Below are 20,696 nucleotides of genomic sequence, written 5' to 3'. Positions count from 1 at the left end.
AATGCTGACAATTGAAATATCTTTCATGCCTAGCAGTTCTTTGATCCCATCCCTTCTCCCCATAGCCATGTTTGAAAAATATAAATCATATCCCAAAAATAAACTTGGGGAAAAATCCCCAGCAATACTCTACTGAGGCTGAGGTACAATGCAAAGAAATATTTAAATAATCAGCCGCCGATCCCCATGATTTCATCAGAAGCTAACACAAAATCCAGCGATAAAAGTCTAGAGGCGATGCGCCATTTTTCAGAACAATATGCCAAACGCACTGGCACTTTCTTCTGTTCTGAACCATCTGTGACCGCAGTCGTGATTGAAGGATTAGCCAAGCATAAAGACGAATTAGGCGCGCCTTTGTGTCCTTGTCGCCACTACGAAGACAAAGAAGCTGAAGTAAAAGCTACATACTGGAACTGTCCTTGCGTACCAATGAGAGAGCGTAAGGAATGCCATTGTATGCTATTCCTCACACCGGAGAGCGACTTTGTTGGTGAAAAACAAGAAATTTCGCTGGAAACTATTAAAGAAGTACGAGACAGTATGGCATGAGTGAAACCATGCCCACCGAGTTTTGGCAAGGTGTAGAACAATTTAACGCTGGACAGTTCTACGCCTGTCATGACACCTTAGAGGCCTTATGGATTGAAGCCAGCGAACCAGAAAAAACCTTCTATCAAGGTATCTTACAAATTGCTGTGGGTCTTTATCATTTGGGCAATCGCAACTGGCGAGGAGCTGTAATTTTGCTTGGGGAAGGCAGCAATCGCCTGCGACGTTACCCTTCGGTTTATGGCAATATTAACGTAGATGAGTTACTAAACCAGAGCGTGGGCTTGTTAAAAACACTACAAGAACTGGGTGCAGACAAGATCAACGCTAGCAATCTCAGTGAAAGCCTCGCTCTGTCATTACCGACAATTACGGTAACAAATAATTAGTTAATCAAATGATAGTAATAAAAATTTGGGGAACGAAAAACTTCTTCTTCCCTAATTTTTTATGTGTGCGAAGAGACAACAGACGCAACGAATCTCTATAGTAATGGATCTATATTGTACAGACGCGATGAATCGCGTCTCTGAATATCGACGAAACTTTAAACTTTAACGTAGCGTCAAGATTTCAGCTAGCGACTATCTCATGCTACTCCTGATAGGAGATTATATTTTAGGAGAAAGTACTTGAGATAATTAGTATACAAGCCAGATCCCGAATATTAAATTCCTATGATGCCCTGCTATAAATTACCTCTGTCGAAAATGCGCCGTCTGGGATTAGCTTTGCTACTACCTGCGGCTTTATTAGGTACGGTAGCCTTGCCTAACCAATTATCGAGCGTTACAGCGCAAACACCAGGAGGAAATCGCCCGCTTACGATTCGCTCTGATATTCAAGAATACGATGCAAAAAATCAAGTGATAACTGCTCGTGGTAATGTGCAGATGTTGTATCCAGCTCGTCAAATTCAGGCGACATCTGCTCAAGCACAATATTTCAGTAAGGAACGCCGCATTGATTTTAGTGGTAATGTCTATATTTTGCAGCAAGGTGGCAATAGTATCCGCGCAGAAAAGGTAACATACTTGATTGATGAAGGGCGATTTGTGGCCCTACCCCAATCCAATCGCCAGGTAGAATCCATTTATATGGTGGATGATGCAGAGCAAGGTAGCCAATCTAACGCACCGGCTCCCGCAACACCAGCATTACGACGTTCCAATTAGCATCAACCAACAAGACAACACAGGCATAGTGAAAATTGTTTTAGAAAATATTCACAAGTCTTACGGCAAGAGAGTAATTGTCAATCGCGTTAATCTTTCTGTCGCTCAGGGTGAAATAGTTGGTTTACTAGGCCCCAATGGGGCTGGTAAAACGACGACGTTCTACATTGCTACAGGTTTAGAAAAACCCAATCAGGGGCGAGTTTGGCTAGATAGTTTAGATATTACTGGCTTACCTATGCACAAAAGGGCAAGATTGGGCATTGGCTATTTAGCTCAGGAAGCAAGCGTTTTTCGCCAACTTTCAGTACAAGATAATATTCTCTTGGTGTTTGAGCAAACTAATGTGCCGCGTTGGGAGTGGGCAAAACGACTCAACACTTTACTGCGGGAGTTCCGCTTAGAAAAAGTTGCTAAAAGTAAAGGTATCCAACTATCTGGGGGAGAAAGACGACGAACGGAATTAGCAAGGGCTTTAGCGGCTGGGGGAGAAGGTCCAAAATTTCTATTTTTGGATGAACCCTTTGCTGGTGTTGACCCGATCGCAGTCTTCGAGATTCAACAAATTGTCGCACAATTACGCGATCGCGGCATGGGAATCTTAATTACAGACCATAATGTTAGAGAAACCTTAGCTATCACCGACCGCGCCTATATCCTCCGTGAAGGGCAAATTCTGGCCTACGGCAATGCTGATGAACTGTACAATAATCCACTTGTCCGTCAATATTACTTAGGTGATAATTTTCAGGTTTAGTACAGACGCGATTAATTACGTCTCTAACAACTGTACAGACTTGATTAATTGCGTCTCTAACAACTGTACAGACGCGATGAATCGCGTCTCTAACAACTGACTAATCAAATTATGGTAGCCAAGAAACTCTCGTCTTTTTACAGCTTTCATTCGCTGCTGCCTTTTACAATTATGGATCGCTACTTGACTAGCGAATTACTGCCGACATTTTTGTTTGGTGTTGGGGCTTTTTCATCCATTGGTGTGACGATTGACGCTGTATTTGAGTTAGTCAGAAGAGTTGTAGAGTCTGGACTACCCGTGAGTATTGCGGTGCAGGTTTTCTTATTAAAACTGCCTAATTTCATCGTGTTGGCTTTCCCCATGTCTACGCTGTTGGCGACTTTGATGACTTATAGTCGTCTATCAAGCGAAAGTGAGTTGATTGCTTTGCGTGGTTGTGGGGTGAGTGTCTATCGCATGGTGATGACGGCGGTAATGTTGAGTTTTGTCGTCACAGGGTTGACATTTTTATTTAACGAGCAAATTGCCCCAGCAGCAAATTACCAAGCAACTCTCACTTTAGACAAAGCCCTGAAATCAGATAAGCCCAAACTCAAACAACAGAATATTTTTTACCCTGAATATCGGGATATACAAGAGAAAGATGGGACAAAGAACAGAATATTAACCCGCCTGTTTTATGCCGACCAGTTTGACGGAAAACAGATGAAAGGGTTAACTATCATCGACCGTTCAACAGATGGTTTAAATCAAATTGTCGTCGCAGAATCTGCTGAGTGGAACGGCGCACAAAGCATCTGGGATTTTTATAACGGTACCATTTATTTAGTAGCACCCGATCGCTCTTATCGTAATATTCTCCGATTTGAAAAGCAACAACTCAAACTACCCCGTACACCCTTAAGTTTGGCAGAACAAAGCCGCGATTATGGGGAAATGAATATTGCCCAAGCTTTAGACCAGCTAAATATTGAACGCCTTGGTGGCGATCGCCAAAAAATTCGTAAACTGGAAGTAAGAATCCAACAAAAATTTGCTTTGCCTTTTGTTTGTGTAGTATTTGGTTTGGTAGGTGCAGCGATGGGAACCATACCTCAACGCACAGGCAAAGGCACTAGTTTTGGTATTAGTGTCATAGTAATTTTTTCTTACTACTTACTGGGTTTTATCACTGGCGCTTTAGGACAAGCTGGTGTTTTTTCTCCCTTTATCGGCGCGTGGCTACCAAACTTTATTGGACTAGGAGTAGGAATCTTCTTATTAGTGCGGGTTGCTCAACGCTAAACTAACGAGAATTTGAGAGATTGACAACCCCTCTCCAAACCTTACAATCACATAGGCATTGCCTAAGCCTGCCGACATTATCGCCAATGTTTTTGATCTCCTGAATAGTCCTTACCATCACACACTGCAAATTCTTTACGTCGCTTCTCTGGGAGACGCTACGTGTTAAGCGTTGGCGCAGCCTCCCCGACAGGAGAAGCTATGCCGCAGGCTTTATGCTCCGAATTCAAAATTACGCCTGATGTTGATTAAACGAGTTACTGGTTCTATTGTGGTTTTGAAGCTGGTTCAAAATTCTAGATTTTGAACCAATAACCAGAGTTTCACAATTTAATTAACATTAGACGTAAGTTTTTTATAGACACTGGAGAGGGGAGAAAGAAACCACCTCTCGGTTTGTGATGTTAAGCCGCGACTAAACGCAAGTTGTAGAGAGTATCACCACTAAATCTGTCAACTGATACATAGTAAGTTCCAGGTGTCAAGCTTCTGGTAAAGAAGTCAGGACTGGTACCAGCATTAGAGGAACCAACAATAAATGTACCCGCACTATCTAATAGGCTAATATCCGCATCTGCTGTTAATCCACTGAGATTCACACTTAAAGTGCTGGTATTACCTATAGTAAAACGATAGAGATCGCGCAGGTCTGTGGATGTCACATCGTCATTGAACGTTCTACTACCATTGAGTTCACCAAAGTTCAGCGCAGTGGCAAGAGTATTACCAGCAAAGTCTGGTTGGGTAGCAGACAGATTCAATCTGTAAGACGTATCTCCAAATCTCAAGATTCTAGCAAAGTAAAGACCACCAGCTAAGTTATTCAGAGTAACCTGGTCGGCAGCATTACCACTAAGACGTGAAGAACCAATGACTGTGCCAGCACTATTCAGTATTTCAATATCAGCATCAGCAGCTAGATTGTCTAGCCGAGCAGTCAGGTTGCTATTAGGCCCAACAGTAAATTGATAGAAGTCATTAGTATCAGCGCCATTTACGAAATCTATAAACTCCTGACGACCGTTCAAGTTTCCAAGATTACGAGCTGCACCAGTACTGTTGCCTGCAACATCGGGTAAGCTACCGTTGATACTCAGATTATAGGCAGTGTTAGCACCATTAAAGGAGTTAACCCGCACAACATACTCAGTGCCGTTGGCTCTCACTTCAGCAGCAGTCAGAGTAATCGTATCTTCAGTAGTACCAGAGTTGGAGGAACTTCTCACAAGAGTAGTACCATCGGCTCTCAATAGCTGCAAGTCAGCATCAGCGCTTAGCCCATTTAAGACGATGTTGAGTCCACTGTTGGGGTTGATGGTAAAGCGATAGTAATCGTTACTGTCTGTGCTGGATACTCTGTCGCGGAAGAATGATTGAACACCAACAGGGCCAATGTTACGGGCTGTGCCAGGAGTATTGCCAGCAAGGTCAACTGTGGGGACTAGGTTGGAAGATAAACTCAGGTTGTAGAGAGTGCTAGCATTATTAAAGGAGCTAACCTGGGCAAAGTAGGTTCCTGCTAATAAAAATGTGTTGATAGATTCAGCAATGGTACCAAGACCAAGAGAACTAGCAATGACGGTACCAACACTATTTAACAAGCGCAAATCTGCATCTGCTGTTAACCCATTTAGTGTCAAATTAACGGTGCTGCCACCGGTCAAATCAAACCTGTAGAAATCGTTAATATCTCCGGGTCTCACCTCGTCATTAAATACTCTGGTGCCATTGAGTGTGCCGAAGTTGAGAGCAGTTCCAGTAGTATTACCAGCAAAGTCTGGTTGGGTAGCAAACAGATTTAATCTGTAAGAAGTATCTCCACTGGATTGCAATACTCTAGCAAAGTAAAGACCACCAGCTAAATTATTCAGGGTAACTTGGTCGGCTGCTGTGCCTCCAGCAGATGAAGAACCAATAACTGTGCCGGTAGCATTTAATATTTGTAGGTTAGCATTGGCAGCTAGATTATCTAATCGTGCAGTTAAGTTGCTATTAGGCCCAACAGTAAATCGATAGAAGTCGTTAGTATCAGCGCTATTGACTAAATCTATAAACTCCTGAGTACCGTTCAAGTTTCCAAGATCGCGAGCAGTAGCAGTGCTATTGCCGGCTAAGTCTGGTAGACTACCGTTTATGGTCAGATTGTAGGCAGTGTTGCCACTAAACTGATTCACTCGCACGAAATAAGTAGTGCCGTTGGCTCTGACTTCAGACGCACTCAAGCTAATTGAGTCTGCGGTAGTGCCACCGTTGCTAGAACTTCTGATGACTGTACCACTAGCGTTGAGCAGGCTTAAATCAGCATCAGCCGCTAAGTTATCTAATGTGATGCTGAGGCTGCTGTTAGGATTAATAGCCAAGCGGTAGAAATCAGTTGTGTCAGAGCTGGTTACCGCATCTTGGAAAAATGATTGAACGCCAACAGGGCCAATGTCACGCGCTGCGGCGGTGCTGTTACCAGCAAAATCAAAAGGTGAAGCCGAAAGATTGAGATTATAAGAGGTGTTACCCGAAAACTGGAAAACCCGGATAGCGTAGTTGCCTGTGTTCAGGGTTTGGGTGATGGATTCAGACAAGCTACCACCATTACTAGAACTAGTAATCAATCCACCAGTGCTATCGAGCAACTGCACATCAGCATCTGCTGATAGACCATTCAGAGTTAGATTGAAGCTACTACGAGATCCCAGGTTAAAGGTGAAGAAATCATTAGTATCCGTAGTTCCGACAAAATCTGAGATGGTTTGCGAGTTAAGAATGCGTCCTAGATTTGTGGCTTGAGCTAGCGTATTGTTGGGTTCTGCCATTCGTACTTATAGACTTATAATAATTTTACCCAAATATTTTGGGTACGGACAGAATCAATATACCACGTAAGTAGAAACCACATACTACAAGTATATTAGTAATTTTTACAATTTTTAATATACTTGTAGCGCAATATTTTTAGATATTATTTTTGTAAGGCGATCGCTTTGTATAACTACTTAATTGTTGACACTCTCCGCCCTATAAGGGCGAAGATTCTTCATTCATAGACCCAACTTGCTCATACAGGATTTCTCCAGCATGAGTAGAGGTCGAATCTCCTGAAGCGTTCGGGTCTATGACCCAAGTTCCGGTATGCCCTACCGTACTCAAGGCTAATTTCAGAATATTAATAGCAGCATTCCAATCTCTATCCAGCACAAATCCACATTCACAAACATGAGTTCTTGTTGATAGAGATTTTTTGACTACTGCACCACAGTTAGAGCATTCTTGCGATGTATAAGCAGGATTAACCGCAACAGTGATTCTGCCAAACTTCACCCCGAAATACTCCAACCATTTTCTGAATTGATACCAACCAGCATCATTAATAGATTTAGCGAGACAGTGATTTTTCACTAAATTCTTAATCCTCAAATCTTCATAGGCTACCAAGTCGTGAGACTGGATAACGCAACGCGCTACTCTTTTAGCGTGTTCTTCACGTTGTCTACTTATTTTGAGGTGTACTCGCCCTAATTTATTAATGGCCTTCTGACGGTTGATAGAGCCTTTGTGTTTACGAGCAACACATCTTTGTCGAAACTTGAGACGTGTTTCTCCTGTGCGATAAAATCTTGGGTTAGGTTCACTATGTCCATTACTGTCTGTGTAGAATTCTTTTAAGCCAACATCTAAGGCAATTGTTTTACCAGTTGGTTGTGTTTCTACTTTGTTGTCTACACTAACTAAAAACTGCACATAATACCCGTCTGCACGACGTACTAACCTCAACCGTTTTATCTGTTCTAATTGGTAGAAGTTTAAATCCCAGGTTCCTTTGAGATTCAGCTTGCCAATTCCTTTTTTGTCGGTAAAGGTGATCTGTTTTCTTGTTTGAGATAGTTTCCACCCAGAGGTTTTATATTCCACCGAACGGTTATTTTTCTTAAACTTAGGATATCCCTTTTTCCCCGAAATGCCTTTCTTGCAGTTGTCGTAGAACCTAGCTATAGAGCTATAGGCTCTTTCTACTCCTATCTGACAGGCATGAGAGTTTAAGTCTTTGACAAAGGAGTATTCAGCTCTTAACGCAGTGTTGTAGCGATATAAATCTTTCTGTCCGACACTTCGGTTATCCATCCAAAAACGGATACACTTGTTGCGGACAAATTGAGCAGTTTTTATCGCTTCGTTGATAGCTGCATATTGAGTTGTTTTCCCTTTAGCCTTAAACTCTAGAACTACCATTTGACGTGGAAAACATCTACGGCAACTAACATAACACAAATTAAAGCCGTCCTATAAGGACGGGGCTTGTATCCCATTCTTTTCGGTCAGTTAGGGAACTTAGGTAAAGGTTGACCAAACTCAATCACTGGATAGTTAGGTAGGGTAGGGACTGGAGGATTAGAAGAATTAGCGTTGTTAAAATTGCTGGATTTTGGCGTGGGATTATTGGAGTTGAGGGGCGGTACACTGACAAACGGTTGCTGTTGCAGACCAGTTATGGGAGGCAGGGTACTAGGTAATTGTACATAAGAAGGGGTTGTTGGTTGTTGATTTTTGGGTGACTGTTGGAAGTTGCTTGATTGTTTAGCCACTTTGACAATTGCGGGACGTAAAACCCAGCGAGTAGGGTTTTGTCGAGTGGCAGGTTGTAGTTGTACTTTGTTTGCATCTACAGTAGACCCTGGGGCTAAATCTAAGACAATGCGAGTAACATTAGCGCTTAATTGAGAAACACGGACTCTTTGAACCGAACCTGTGTAATTTTGCTGTGTAGAAACCTTGCCTAACTGAGTATCAGGAATATCTACAACTAGTCTTGGCGGTTCATTTAAATAAAAGTACTGTGGTGTTTTACTAGATGAAAGGGTTATTTCTAGCTTTTTGGTGTCTGGGTAAAAGCGCCAATTATTCAGTTTTGCCATCTGTACCTGAGCCGCAATACTACTACTGGTAACTAAAGTTATGGCGGTACACAAACTAGCGCCAAATAATTGTTTGCACCCTTGGATGTTGTTACTCATAATTGCCTTAGACATCACTATTTATCCCTTGTATGTTCAGCCATCAGGCCGGGAAATCATTGATCACCCATTGATTCTGAGACATTATTTGCTATGCTAATGGCTACGAGAATTTTCCGGTCTGACCTGGGCTGCTTCAGGTGTAGCATTAAATTCTAAAGTTTGCGAGATGTCACTGATAATTAATTGCCCTTGCAGATTACCTTTATCTGTCAGTTGCATTTGCATTTTCACTGATTGCGGTACGGTTATATTACAGAGTGTAGGTTGGTCAATTTTCCCGGCTAAACTCATTTGTTGATTTTTCCAAATACCAGACATGGTAAGAGGTTTGGCTTCTCCTTCTGAGAATAGCGCAGCGTTTAAGTAAATGCCCGACTGTTGAATGTTGAGCATCATTGGTGCTGATTTTTCACAGTTAAGAACGTTATTTTTCCAGGTAAGACGATAACTATTGTTGAGGACTGGAGAAGCTTGGAGGTTTTTTTCTCCATAAAGAGTAACAATTTTAAACAAAATGAGAACTGAAGTAATCGCTACACCATAAAATACTAAGGATTTCGAGTGGAAATGATTCATGGTTTCAGTTCCTAACTGTGGGTTCTTGATGGATAACTTCAGGTAATACAGAAGTTAGGTGAGAGGCGAGTTGACTGTAGCGACGGGTAATTAGTAGAGAAGAACGGCATTGAATGGCTAGTTCATCGGTGTATCTGCCAAGGGTTTGACGTTCAATACCCCAGGCGCGGCTAGTCCCGGCAATTGTTAAGTCTACAGTTTCCGAGGCTGCTACTACTGCTTGTATTGGCTCTGGTGCTTGGATAATGGTAATTTGGATGCGATCGCTGACACTCTGAGGTAATTGTTCAATCATGGCGTGTAGCTCGTAGCTCAATTCATCTTGAATGTGCTGTTGGGGAATTACTTGTAATATCTGCAATGTGCAAGTATCGCGATTGATTAATAATCTCAACGCCAGGGTCAGTGCTAGATCATCATGAATATTCGCCGAGTAGGGAACTAATATACTTTCTAGTCTCTCGCCTCCCTTATCCACAAATACGGCTACATCCACGGGTGCAGTGCCGAGAATTTGCCCGACTCTTCCACCCAAGCGATTGTTACTAAAAGCTGGGCGGTGCCATCCCACGATAATTAAATCAGCAGACTCATTTTTGGCAATCTGTGCAGTTTCTCTGGCAACATTGCTGGATATTCGCACAATGGGATGAACAAAAGATTGCGTTGCTGGCTCTAAAGTACTAATTAACTCTTCTAGCTTTTGGCGACGTTGGGCAATTAAGCGGTTAGCCTCAGTCGGGGTACTTTCAAAGCCATAGTCTTCTTCTAATTCAATCAAACTTAAGGGGTTAACAATTGCCGGTTGTCGGTAATTAAGGGCAATGGCGACTGCTAATTGCAGCAAGCCTTTTTGGGTGCTGGGATTGGCTACAGGGACTAAAATGCGGTAAGGATAAGCTGTAATATCTAAACTTGTTTCTGTTTCTGCTTCGGCCTCAACTACATCTAATTTGATCAACTTTTTGGGGTAAGTCCACTCTAGTAATGGCGAAGTCATAAATGTGGTTACCAAGGCCATAATTACCAGCATGGTAAACAGTAAGGGCGAAATGACACCCAATTCCAAACCGATGTTGAGGACGATTAACTCAGTTAAACCGCGAGTGTTCATCAACCAACCCAGGGCTGATGCTTCCCTTTTATTAATGCCACTAACACGAGCTGCTGTATAAGTACCAATATACTTGCCGGCGATCGCCACCAGTAAAACTGCTGCACACAATAACCAAAGTTCGGGGCGGTTCAACAAACCAATCTGTGTCCGCAAACCACTATAGGCAAAAAACACTGGCAGTAGAAATATTAAAACAAAATCTTCTGTTTTAATGGCTAATTCACGGACTAAATCTGCATCCTTGGGCATAGCTGCACCTAATAAAAATGCTCCGAAAATTAGGTGAATGCCAATCAGTTCGGTAATCAATGCAGAAGCAACTACGGCTACATAAATCCCCGCCAGTACAAATTGGCTCAACCTGCCGGCGCGACGGTAGTGAACAACCAAACGTTTGAGGAACCAACGCCCCACCGTCAGCATAAAGCCAATATAAACGGCACTTTCGATAATTGTGGGGAATGCTCCAATAATATTACCAGTACGAGCAACGGCGATCGCCACTGCTAATAAACACCAGGCGGTGACATCATCCACTGCGGCACAAGTTAAAGCTAATGTTCCCAAACGTGTACCTTGCAAATTATTTTCTGTGATAATTCGCGCTAATACGGGAAAAGCTGTAATCGACATAGCCGCACCTAAAAATAAGGCAAAGGCAGTAAAAGAAACACCAGCGTTGGAAACTAAAGGATAAAGCAGTAATGCCAACAAAGTTCCCAAGGAAAAAGGTACTAAAATGCTGACATGAGAAGTTAAAACAGCTACTTCTAACTGACCACTCAAATATTTAGGATTGAGTTCTAACCCAATCAAAAACATGAAGAATATTAGTCCTATCTGAGATAAAACATTGAGAAAAGGAAGAGTCTCTGGTGGGAATAAAGTAGTCGCTACATCAGGGGCTAATAAACCAAATAATGACGGGCCGAGCATAATTCCCGCCACGATCTCACCAATTACTAAAGGTTGCTTGATTGATTTGAATCCCAAGCCTACCAGCCGTGACAATCCAATCACAATCAACACCTCAACCAGAACAAGAATAACTGTGTGCATAGTTTCCTCAACAGTGAATACCTTGTTTCTCTAAGATAATTCTTCAAGTGAGTGGAAAATGTCAACCTTACCTAGCACATTTTAGGTTAATTCATCTTGATTACTGATAATATTATTCAACTATAAATACTGAATGATTTTGCTCTTAATTCATGAATAATTGGCAATATTTTCTATGTAAATTAAACACAGTACTCTATTTTAGAACGGTATATTTTACGTAATTTCTCTAGAAGAGAATGTTTATTTGTGATGAGATATTAAATTTTAAGTTCCACTTAATTTTTTGAGTTGCTAACTTCCAGTTAAAAACTTGGTATAAAAAGAGCTATCAGTATTAAATGAAATTAGGAATAATGAGTATATTTTATACTTGCTCAATAATTAATACACATAAATTATTAGTTATCTTGATTATCTTAACTGTCTTAACTATCCTTGCAATCTGATTAAAATTCTGAGACCTTAAGAATCGACAAATGCAGTCTTATGCCTTTCAAACAATTAGGAGAGTATATTTATAGTCTTAATCTTCCTGGCGATCGCTTATTATGCCGTAACCACTTTATATAAAAACTTTTGTGAATAACCATACTTCAGCTAAACACGACAAAGTTAAGCTTGCTTTAGTAGATCAAAGCTTGTTTATTAAGTAAAAGATGCAATGCTAATAAGTTCCAAGACAAAACATACATAAAATGTGAATTTTTTAATTGAAAATCAAGTTATTTTAGCTGGACATCTCTCATTAAAAATTGGTACTAAAAATGATAAATATACTAATTATCCTGGGTGAAGTCATATTTTTAATAGTATTTTTCTTACTCATCAACTGGTCAATTGGCATTATACTCAAACGAGTTACTAAATTTTCTTGGCTTCAAGGTAAAACTGCAAGTATCACTTTTTTGCATCGGAGTATCAACAAAATATTACTTTTGCTTTCTGTGGTGCTATGTCTGGTGCTTGTTGCTATCAATGGAATGGTGATTTATCGAGGTGGAAATGTTCAGGAATTCCAGCTTAATTTGATTCGTAGTCTGCCTGATAAATTCTGGGTCAATGTCTTCACGGCAAGCTGGAAAACTGTGAGTTTGCTAATGTTGGTTAAATTTAGCATACCACCTTTAAGTCGTGGGATAAATTGGGTTTGCAACTACGCTAAGAAGATCGATCAAATTAAAGCTAATGATGAAAGTGTTGAGTCTTTCTTCAAAACCTTAAAAAGGATTATTATTCATAGTATATGGCTATCGTCTGCCATCCTATGTGCTAAATTTGTTTACCTCCCAGAAGTAGTTTCCAACTATATTTACCTTGTTTTAAAAATATACATTACTGTTACGATTGGTTTGCTCATCGTTAAGGCTGTTGCTACTATCGTTGATACTCTCGATGCGCTAAGTCTTAAATATTCTAGCTCTGATAATTTACTGAACTTATACGAACGTTTACGCCATCTCATACCTCTTTTAAAAAAGTGTTTGGAATATGTTTTGTACGTTGGTATAGTAAATCTCGTTGTTCCAGAAATAGAACCGATTGCTTGGATAAGTTCTTTTACTCCTACAATTGTGCAGATTATTGGAGTTTTCTTTATTAGTAATGTTTTGATTGAAGTCGTTTACTTCATTCTTGATGAGTTTTATATCAAAACTACAGATGTGAATGATTCACAACGACAGAAACGGCTGACGCTGATTCCCTTAATACGGAGTTTTGCTAAATATTTTGTCTACTTTACTGGCGGAGTGACTATACTCAAGCTCATTGGTATTGACCCTGCGCCTATCTTAGCAGGTGCAGGAATTGTGGGTATCGCAGTTGGTCTGGGAGCGCAAAACCTGATTAATGATGTTGTTTGTGGATTTTTGATTTTGTTTGAAAATTATTACTTGGTAGGTGATTATGTTGAAGCTGGGAAAATGGAAGAGAGAAGCGTTGAGGGTGTTGTAGAGGCAATTGAATTGCGAACCACTCATATCCGCCATCCTGATGGTCAATTACAGATTATTCGTAATGGAGATATTGGCTCAATTATCAATTTCTCCAAGCAGTATATATATGCCAGAGTGGAAGTGAGCGTTTCATATAACTCTAATTTAGATCATGTATATAGTGTGGTTAAGAAGGTAGGACAGCAGCTAAAGCTACATGAACAAGATGTTATAGAACCAACTCGCGTAGCTGGAATAGAACATTTTGGTGAGAACAATATATTACTGTTGACCCTGACAAAAGTTAAGCCTGGAAAACATTTGCATATACAGCGTGTTCTCCGCAAGATATTAAAAGATACTTTTAGTCAAGAAGAAATTGAAATTTGCGGTTTTTCTAAAAATTGATATTATCCGTTTTCAGAATGGAGAGCGTTCAAGGCGACTTCTGCTGGATGAACGACTCCATTACCTGGGAGATTGGCTTTTTCCTGTCTGCGAAGTACAATCATGCCACGAGCGCGATTGGATGCGGAGTCTTTATCTACACAAGCTGTATATAGACGCTGAATTGGGCATTTCCAAAATCTGGTATACCGTTTGGGATTGGTATCTGCAATGGTGATTTCTTGAGTCTGTGGATGATAATCTGCTAATAATGAGAAGTGACCACCTTCTAAGCTGGGATTTTCATGGGCAATACGAGTATTAAAGTTAAGGATGTGGACATCAGTTTCATCACAAACGGCAATTTCAACTTCGCGGATGAATGCTTCGAGGGTCATACTAGGTTTATCAAAATGCTCTACGCGAATGGATAATGGTAATCCCTTTCTTTCCAAATAAGTTCGACAGGTGTCGTAAGTTTCTGCTAATGTCATGCCATCATCTAAAACTGATGCGATCGGCAGTTGGGTGGTGTAGAAAATATCATCAACGGTTGTCAAATATCCCAATGCAGTGCAGGCATAGGCAATTGCTGTGACGTTGCAACAGTAGATGGGTTGCTGAAATTGATGTAGTTGAATAATTTCCAAATCTCGTTTAGAAATTTGAGATAAGTTATCAAGATCCATTTTTTGTCTTCTTAGATATGTGTATCTACTAACTAGGGATATGTAAAATGAATATTTAATTTTTGCAATACAAGTGGGGTGAGCAATGCCACCCTACTAATACTTGATGTTTGCATTGCCTGTTTAGAAAACAGATTACAGCTTCAGAAATAATCTCAGCACCAACAAAGTTTTCATTCACATATATTCATCAAAAATCTTAACTTTGTTATACTTAGAATCTCCTTATTTTGTTGCTTATACAAGGTTGGATTATCTCAGCTTTATAGTAGAAATTCAAGGACAGTTAAGACAGTTAAGAAAATTGTTTGGCTATAGATGGGGTGATTGTGCGATCGCCTGAAATACATGGGAACACTTAACTGTCTTTTTATTATTTGGGCTTGCTTGATCAAGCAAATAGATGTATATTAGGGAATATTTGCTGAAATCGGCTGAATAAAGTCATAGCCAAAACATTACAAAGCACTTTTCTCGCGTGGGCTTAACTCTTTAAAGATTCAGCATTTGTTCGCGTACTGAATCATATCAATTCTTGGTGAGTAAATAGTAGAAGTTGTGAAAATTCTGCTGGTAGAGGACGATGTAATAACGGCGACCTTACTGCGTGAGGTTCTCACGGCTGAGTACTATACAGTTGAACTGGCAACAGATGGTCAAAATGGGTTAACACTGGCGACTTTATCAAATTTTGACTTGATATTGTTGGATCTGCTGATTCCTAAACTTGATGGTATCAACCTTTGTCGGCAACTCCGCGCTCAGGGCATTCAAAAACCGATTCTTTTACTTACAGCCAAAGATCAGAGTGCTGATGTTGTCAAAGGATTAGATGCAGGTGCAGATGATTATGTTACCAAACCCTACGATATCTCAGAACTGCTGGCGCGGATACGAGCATTGCTGCGCCGAGGCAAGACGGAACTAATACCTAACTTGCTGAGTTGGGAAAATCTTGATGTTAATGTTATCTCCGCAGAAGTTACCTATAAAGGACAGCCTATATCTTTAAGCCCTAAGGAATATAGCCTGCTAGGGTTGTTTTTACGTAATCCCCAGCGTATCTTTAGCCGTAGCGAAATTATCGATCGCCTGTGGTCAATTGATGCTACACCAAGTGAAGGAGCTGTCACTAATTTGATTAAAGATTTGCGACAAAAGCTCAAGATGGTGGGGATGTCTGCCGAACTGCTGGAAACCGTCTATGGCTTGGGTTATCGACTAAAGATGCCACCGCAAACTCAAGACGGCGAACAAAGTCGAAAGACAGATGGACTGCGAAAAACCAAAAATCAAACAGCAATTGCTGCCATAAATAAAACCATAGAACGCTACAAAGATACCTTTGCCCAACGAGTAACTTTGCTAGAGCGAGCCGAACAAGCCTTACATACAGGACAATTGCTGCCCGAACTCAGGCAAGAAGCCAGTAACGAAGCACACAAACTAGCAGGGACGCTGGGATCTTTTGGTTACGAAACAGGTTCAAAGTTAGCGCGAGCAATTGAACATCTACTAATGAGGGACGAAAATTTAGCGTTAGAAGATGCTGTGCAACTCTCGGAACTGATTGGGCAACTCAAAGAAGCACTCAGTCAATCGCCTATTTCCTTTACCATTGAACAACTTGAGCCAGTTCCACTTCCTTTAGTACTGGTTATCAATGATGAATCTTTTGCCAATCAACTGAAAATAGAAGCTGCTGTTTGGGGAGTGAGGATAGAAGTAGCCCTCAATTGGGAGAGCTATCAACAAAGTTTTTCTCAGTTTCCCAAGGTAATTTTACTCAAGATCAATGGGCAGAAATCGAGTCAAAAAAGTCTAAAATTATTGGAGCAACTCAAACAACAGTTTCCTAATACGCCAATTCTTGTCATAGCAGAGCAAGATAATCTTATGCAGCGAGTAGCTGTTGCGCGTTTGGGAGTGCAGCGTTTTCTCACCAAACCTACCAATACTGAAGTATTCCAGGTAATTACCCAAATGTTAGCTCAATTCCAAGGTAGTCAAGGAAAGGTGATGGTTATCGACGATGATCCGGTGATGTTGGATATATTGAGCAATTTACTCAAACCTTGGGGACTGGCGGTAAAGACCTTGCAAAATCCGCAGAAATTTTGGGAGACATTAATTACTACAACTCCTGACTTATTAATGATCGATTTAGAAATGCCTACATATAGTGGTATTGACTTGTGCCGTGTAGTGAGACAAGATTCTCATTGGGGAAATGTGCCTATTTTAGTAGTTACTGTCCACACAGACATCAAATCCATTCAACAGGTGTTTGCCGCAGGAGCCGATGATTTTATTGGTAAGCCTGTAGTCGGGCCAGAATTAATAACTCGTGTCATTAACCGGATTAATCGTTCTCGTTTACAGCAAAAACTCAAAACCTAGAACTGGAGGATGCAAAGGTGAGGCTCTCCAATCTTTTTAGGAAAAGGTCAGCTAACAACGAAAAGCTGAAAATTTCCTTACAATTTATCCTCACCGTTCCCTTTGTGCTGTTAATAGGGGGAACAACAGGTTTAGTCAGTTATGTATCATGGCAAAATTCCCAAAATTCAGTCAATAGCTTGGCATATCAGTTGATGAATGAGATGAGCGATCGCATTCATTTATATTTAAGTAATTATTTAAAGACTCCACATTTAATTAACCGTCTCAATGTTCAAGCCAGCACACTCCAACATATAGACGTTACCAACCCTCAAAGTTTAGAACGTTATTTTTTTGCTCAGGTTCAAGAATTTGCTTCTCTGAGAGTCCATTTTATCAATCCTCAAGGGGGACTGATTGGAGCCGGCAACGATGAACGGGGTGTTACCATTTCCTCGACCAAAGATTTTAAAAAAGGAGAGCTTTATGTGTATAGCGTAGATAGTCAAAGAAAACGGAAGAAATTATTAGTTCATCAGCATAATTATGATGGCACTCAAAGACCTTTCTATCAACAGGCGCTCTCCACAGGCAAACCAACGTGGACATCGGTTTATTTATATGTACCGACTTCCAGAGGCTTAGGAATTGCTGCTAGCTACCCGCTTTATAACCAAAGACAAGAACTTCTGGGGGTTTTCACCAGCGATATAGACCTTGTGAGCATTAGTAAGTTCCTCCAGCAATTGCGGGTGGGTACTCACGGACAGGTATTTATTATGGAGCGTTCAGGATTAATGGTTGCGTCTTCAACCCCTGAACAACCATTCCTGACAGGTATGGGTGGGACACAAAATCAACGGCTCCAGGTGATACAAAGTCAGCAACCCCTAATTCGTTTAGCGGGTGAACATCTGCGATCGCACTTTGGTAATTTAGCTCAAATTCAGACCGCAAAGCAGCTCAATTTTGACATCAAAGGCAAAAAGCAATTTCTTCTCGTTATCCCTTACAACGACCAATTAGGACTTGACTGGTTGATTGTGACAGTGATCCCCGCCTCAGACTTTACCGCAGAAATTGATGCCAATACACGCCTAACAATAATTTTTACTATTGGGGCTTTAGCAGGAGCGATCGCTTTAGGATTATTTTTGACCCAATTTATTATCCGATCAATGGAACAATTGGGTCAAACTAGCTTGGCGCTCTACAACGAGCTGCACTTACGCAAAATTGCCGAATTAGAACTGCGACGGCAAAAAGACTTGTGTGAAAGCATTTATAATGAATCGGCTGATGCTCTGTTCTTAGTAGATCCGCAAACACTGTTAATTGCCGACTGTAATCGTCGAGCAGTAGAACTATTTGAAGCTGACAGTAAAAGTGAACTAATTAGTATTAAAGTTAACACTCTTCAACTGCAACCATTTACCTCAGACGAACTGGCACAAATCACCACCCAAATCCAGCAAAAAGGTGTTTGGAACACGGAAATTCAATACCTGACGCGCAAAGGAAATTTGTTTTGGGGCAACCTCGCAGCCAAGGAAGTGACGATGGTCTGCGACCGACCGTCGGTTATCACTAACCAAGTGGTTTATCTAGTACGAGTAACAGATATTACTGAGCGCAAGCGAGCCGAAACCGCCCTGCTACAAAGTGAAGCTCGCTTTCAAAAAATTGCCGCCGCTTCTCCGGCACAGATTTATATTTTGGCTTATTACCCAGATATAAATCAAATGCGTTATGAATATATCAGTTCCGGGGTGCAAGAAATTCAAGAATTAGAACCCCATCAGGTTTTGGCAGATCCTCTACTGACTTATCAACAAGTTCATCCTGATGATCTCGCTCTCTACAATCAGCTAACAACTCGTAGCCTCAAAACCCTCAAACCCTTTGCTCATGAATGGCGAATTATTACACCCTCTGGCAAAGTCAAGTGGGTACGCGCCAACTCCCGGCCAGAACGTCGCTCCAATGGTGAAATTGCTTGGTACGGAGTTGTATTAGATATCACTGACCTTAAACAAGCCGAGGCCGCTTTGCGTGAGAGTGAAGAGAGATTTCGCCACGCGTTTTATGATGCTCCCATTGGTATGGCGTTGCTGGGATTGGAGGATCAACAATGGTTGCAAGCCAATCCCATGCTCAGGGAAATGTTGGGCTATTCTGAGTTAGAATTTTTCAGCTTCCAGGCATTTGAGATCATTCACCCAGAAGATATTCATCGGCTAGAAAACTGCATCACACAAGTTTTGAGTAATCAGAATCCCAGAGTTCAGGTAGAGTTGCGTTACCTGTGTAATGGAGGACGCATTGCTTGGGGACTAACAAGCTTGTCCCTGGTGCGAGATTGCCAGAATCAACCGTTGTACTATGTGCTGCAAATCCAAGATATCACCGAACAACAAGCTATTGAACAGATAAAAAATGAGTTCATTTCTATCGTCAGTCATGAACTGCGTACCCCACTCACAGCCATTCAAGGATTTTTAGGACTGTTGAACACTGGTATATACGACAACAAATCACAAAAAGCCAAATGGATGATCCAACAAGCTTTAACAAATAGCGATCGCCTCGTGCGGTTGGTAAATGATATTTTGGATTTAGAACGTTTGTCTTCTGGGCGAGTACAACTTGTCAAAGAAGTCTGCCATGCCGCAGATTTAATGCAACGAGCTGTAGAAGGAGTACAGTCAATCGCCCTAGCATCTGCTATCACAATTTCCCTGACTCCCACCACCGCTTGCGTTTGGGCTTCTCCCGACTTAATTATTCAAACCCTCATCAATTTATTGAGCAACGCCATCAAGTTTTCTCCTCATAACTCAGTGATTACTTTGTCTGCTCAACCCCAATCAGACTGGGTACTGTTTAAAGTCCAAGACCAAGGCAGAGGTATCCCTGCCAACAAACTAGAAACAATATTTGAACGTTTTCAGCAAGTGGACATCTCTGACGCTCGTGCTAAGGGTGGTACAGGTTTAGGTTTGGCAATTTGTCAAAGTATTATTCAACAGCATGATGGTAGTATTTGGGCAGAAAGTACCCTTGGTGAAGGCAGCACCTTTTATTTCACTTTGCCAATATCAGTAAAAGAACTATGAGCAAACGCATCTTGGTAATTGACGATGAAGAGTCGCTGCGAGACCTTGCCTGTACCTGCTTAGAGGATTTGGGAGGATGGGAGGCAATTATCGTTCAATCGGGTCGTGAAGGACTTTTGAAAGTCCAAAAGTATCTGGTGGATGTAGTTCTCCTTGATGTGTCAATGCCTGACATGGATGGGTTTCAAGTTTACGAGCAAATAAAAGCTAATCCTAAGACTCAGGATATTCCCATAATTTTGCTCACGGCTAAGGTATTACCAGATGATTACAAGCGCTTTGCTCAATTGGATATAGCCGGAGTCATCACTAAACCATTCAACCCATTACTGATTTGCGAACAAATCATGCAAATGCTTGGTTGGAGTGATTAGTTAGGTAAATCTCAGTGTGCAGATCCCCGACTTTTTAAAAAAGTCGGGGATCTACCAATTATCCTTTTATCCTTATAAGTTTCTTATCTTCTTGATTTAACCTGAATTAACGTGAATTCGACAAGTCTTTTTTGACCTCTCCCCCAACCCCTCTCCGACGCGGAGAGGGGAGTAAAGACCAGGAAATATTGACAAACAATAAAGGTTTTGAAGCCTCTCCCCGCGTCGGGGAGAGGTTTGGAGAGGGGTTCTTCCGAATTTATCGAACTCACGTTGAATTAA

The 20,696-nt window shown here is 41.2% G+C and carries 16 protein-coding genes; 10 read left to right on the top strand and 6 right to left on the bottom strand.

Going from position 1 to position 20,696, the window contains the following annotated elements; all coding sequences use genetic code 11:
- Nucleotides 1-186: 186 nt before the first annotated feature.
- The 5 genes from GSQ19_RS13505 (at nucleotide 187) to GSQ19_RS13485 (ending at nucleotide 3,771) form a co-directional block, all read left to right on the top strand.
- Nucleotides 187-552: a ferredoxin thioredoxin reductase catalytic beta subunit gene (locus GSQ19_RS13505; protein WP_011318454.1), complete on the top strand. Its 366-nt coding sequence runs from the start codon at nucleotides 187-189 to the stop codon at nucleotides 550-552.
- The gene (locus GSQ19_RS13500; RefSeq protein ID WP_041456102.1) at nucleotides 549-941 is read left to right on the top strand and encodes a DUF309 domain-containing protein; all 393 of its coding nucleotides are present in this window, start codon (nucleotides 549-551) and stop codon (nucleotides 939-941) included. The genes GSQ19_RS13505 and GSQ19_RS13500 overlap by 4 nt, the downstream gene beginning before the upstream one ends.
- A gap of 288 nt (nucleotides 942-1,229) precedes the next feature.
- On the top strand, nucleotides 1,230-1,727 hold the full coding sequence (locus tag GSQ19_RS13495) for an LptA/OstA family protein (RefSeq protein WP_011318452.1): 498 nt from the start codon (nucleotides 1,230-1,232) through the stop codon (nucleotides 1,725-1,727).
- A gap of 28 nt (nucleotides 1,728-1,755) precedes the next feature.
- The gene (gene lptB, locus GSQ19_RS13490) at nucleotides 1,756-2,484 is read left to right on the top strand and encodes an LPS export ABC transporter ATP-binding protein (protein WP_011318451.1); all 729 of its coding nucleotides are present in this window, start codon (nucleotides 1,756-1,758) and stop codon (nucleotides 2,482-2,484) included.
- A 171-nt stretch (nucleotides 2,485-2,655) separates the two neighbouring features.
- Nucleotides 2,656-3,771: an LptF/LptG family permease gene (locus GSQ19_RS13485; RefSeq protein WP_041456100.1), complete on the top strand. Its 1,116-nt coding sequence runs from the start codon at nucleotides 2,656-2,658 to the stop codon at nucleotides 3,769-3,771.
- A gap of 404 nt (nucleotides 3,772-4,175) precedes the next feature.
- Here the strand turns inward: GSQ19_RS13485 and GSQ19_RS13480 are convergent, their stop codons facing one another.
- The 5 genes from GSQ19_RS13480 to GSQ19_RS13460 all read right to left on the bottom strand — a co-directional run bounded on the left by GSQ19_RS13480 (nucleotide 4,176) and on the right by GSQ19_RS13460 (nucleotide 11,529).
- Nucleotides 4,176-6,578 (bottom strand): beta strand repeat-containing protein, encoded by a 2,403-nt coding sequence (locus tag GSQ19_RS13480; protein ID WP_011318449.1) that lies wholly within the window; start codon nucleotides 6,576-6,578, stop codon nucleotides 4,176-4,178.
- Between the two features lie 202 nt (nucleotides 6,579-6,780).
- Entirely contained in the window at nucleotides 6,781-7,992 is a 1,212-nt protein-coding gene (locus GSQ19_RS13475; protein ID WP_011318448.1) for an RNA-guided endonuclease InsQ/TnpB family protein, read from the bottom strand.
- 86 nt (nucleotides 7,993-8,078) lie between these two features.
- Nucleotides 8,079-8,789 (bottom strand): AMIN domain-containing protein, encoded by a 711-nt coding sequence (locus GSQ19_RS13470; RefSeq protein WP_011318447.1) that lies wholly within the window; start codon nucleotides 8,787-8,789, stop codon nucleotides 8,079-8,081.
- A gap of 81 nt (nucleotides 8,790-8,870) precedes the next feature.
- The gene (locus GSQ19_RS13465; protein WP_011318446.1) at nucleotides 8,871-9,353 is read right to left on the bottom strand and encodes a hypothetical protein; all 483 of its coding nucleotides are present in this window, start codon (nucleotides 9,351-9,353) and stop codon (nucleotides 8,871-8,873) included.
- A gap of 4 nt (nucleotides 9,354-9,357) precedes the next feature.
- Nucleotides 9,358-11,529: a cation:proton antiporter domain-containing protein gene (locus tag GSQ19_RS13460; protein ID WP_011318445.1), complete on the bottom strand. Its 2,172-nt coding sequence runs from the start codon at nucleotides 11,527-11,529 to the stop codon at nucleotides 9,358-9,360.
- Between the two features lie 770 nt (nucleotides 11,530-12,299).
- On the opposite strand from GSQ19_RS13460, the gene GSQ19_RS13455 reads away from it, so the two are divergent.
- On the top strand, nucleotides 12,300-13,874 hold the full coding sequence (locus tag GSQ19_RS13455; RefSeq protein ID WP_041456691.1) for a mechanosensitive ion channel family protein: 1,575 nt from the start codon (nucleotides 12,300-12,302) through the stop codon (nucleotides 13,872-13,874).
- 2 nt (nucleotides 13,875-13,876) lie between these two features.
- On the opposite strand, the gene GSQ19_RS13450 is transcribed toward GSQ19_RS13455, so the two are convergent.
- The gene (locus GSQ19_RS13450) at nucleotides 13,877-14,542 is read right to left on the bottom strand and encodes a phytochelatin synthase family protein (protein WP_011318443.1); all 666 of its coding nucleotides are present in this window, start codon (nucleotides 14,540-14,542) and stop codon (nucleotides 13,877-13,879) included.
- Nucleotides 14,543-14,747: 205 nt separating this feature from the next.
- Between GSQ19_RS13450 and GSQ19_RS13445 the strand changes: the two genes are divergently transcribed.
- The 4 genes from GSQ19_RS13445 (at nucleotide 14,748) to GSQ19_RS13430 (ending at nucleotide 20,414) form a co-directional block, all read left to right on the top strand.
- A complete protein-coding gene (locus tag GSQ19_RS13445; protein WP_153228375.1) occupies nucleotides 14,748-14,885 on the top strand; it encodes a hypothetical protein in 138 nt (45 codons plus the stop codon).
- A gap of 215 nt (nucleotides 14,886-15,100) precedes the next feature.
- Complete coding sequence (locus tag GSQ19_RS13440) at nucleotides 15,101-16,942, top strand: response regulator (RefSeq protein WP_011318442.1); 1,842 nt, start codon at nucleotides 15,101-15,103, stop codon at nucleotides 16,940-16,942.
- 17 nt (nucleotides 16,943-16,959) lie between these two features.
- On the top strand, nucleotides 16,960-20,040 hold the full coding sequence (locus GSQ19_RS13435; RefSeq protein WP_011318441.1) for a PAS domain S-box protein: 3,081 nt from the start codon (nucleotides 16,960-16,962) through the stop codon (nucleotides 20,038-20,040).
- A complete protein-coding gene (locus tag GSQ19_RS13430) occupies nucleotides 20,037-20,414 on the top strand; it encodes a response regulator (RefSeq protein ID WP_011318440.1) in 378 nt (125 codons plus the stop codon). The genes GSQ19_RS13435 and GSQ19_RS13430 overlap by 4 nt, the downstream gene beginning before the upstream one ends.
- The last annotated feature ends 282 nt before the right edge of the window (nucleotides 20,415-20,696 follow it).

The sequence above is a fragment of the Trichormus variabilis 0441 genome, from assembly GCF_009856605.1.
In the GTDB taxonomy this organism is placed as follows: domain Bacteria; phylum Cyanobacteriota; class Cyanobacteriia; order Cyanobacteriales; family Nostocaceae; genus Trichormus; species Trichormus variabilis.
The sequence above is the reverse complement of the archived record's forward strand: the minus strand, read 5'-3'. Positions and strand labels throughout refer to the sequence as shown.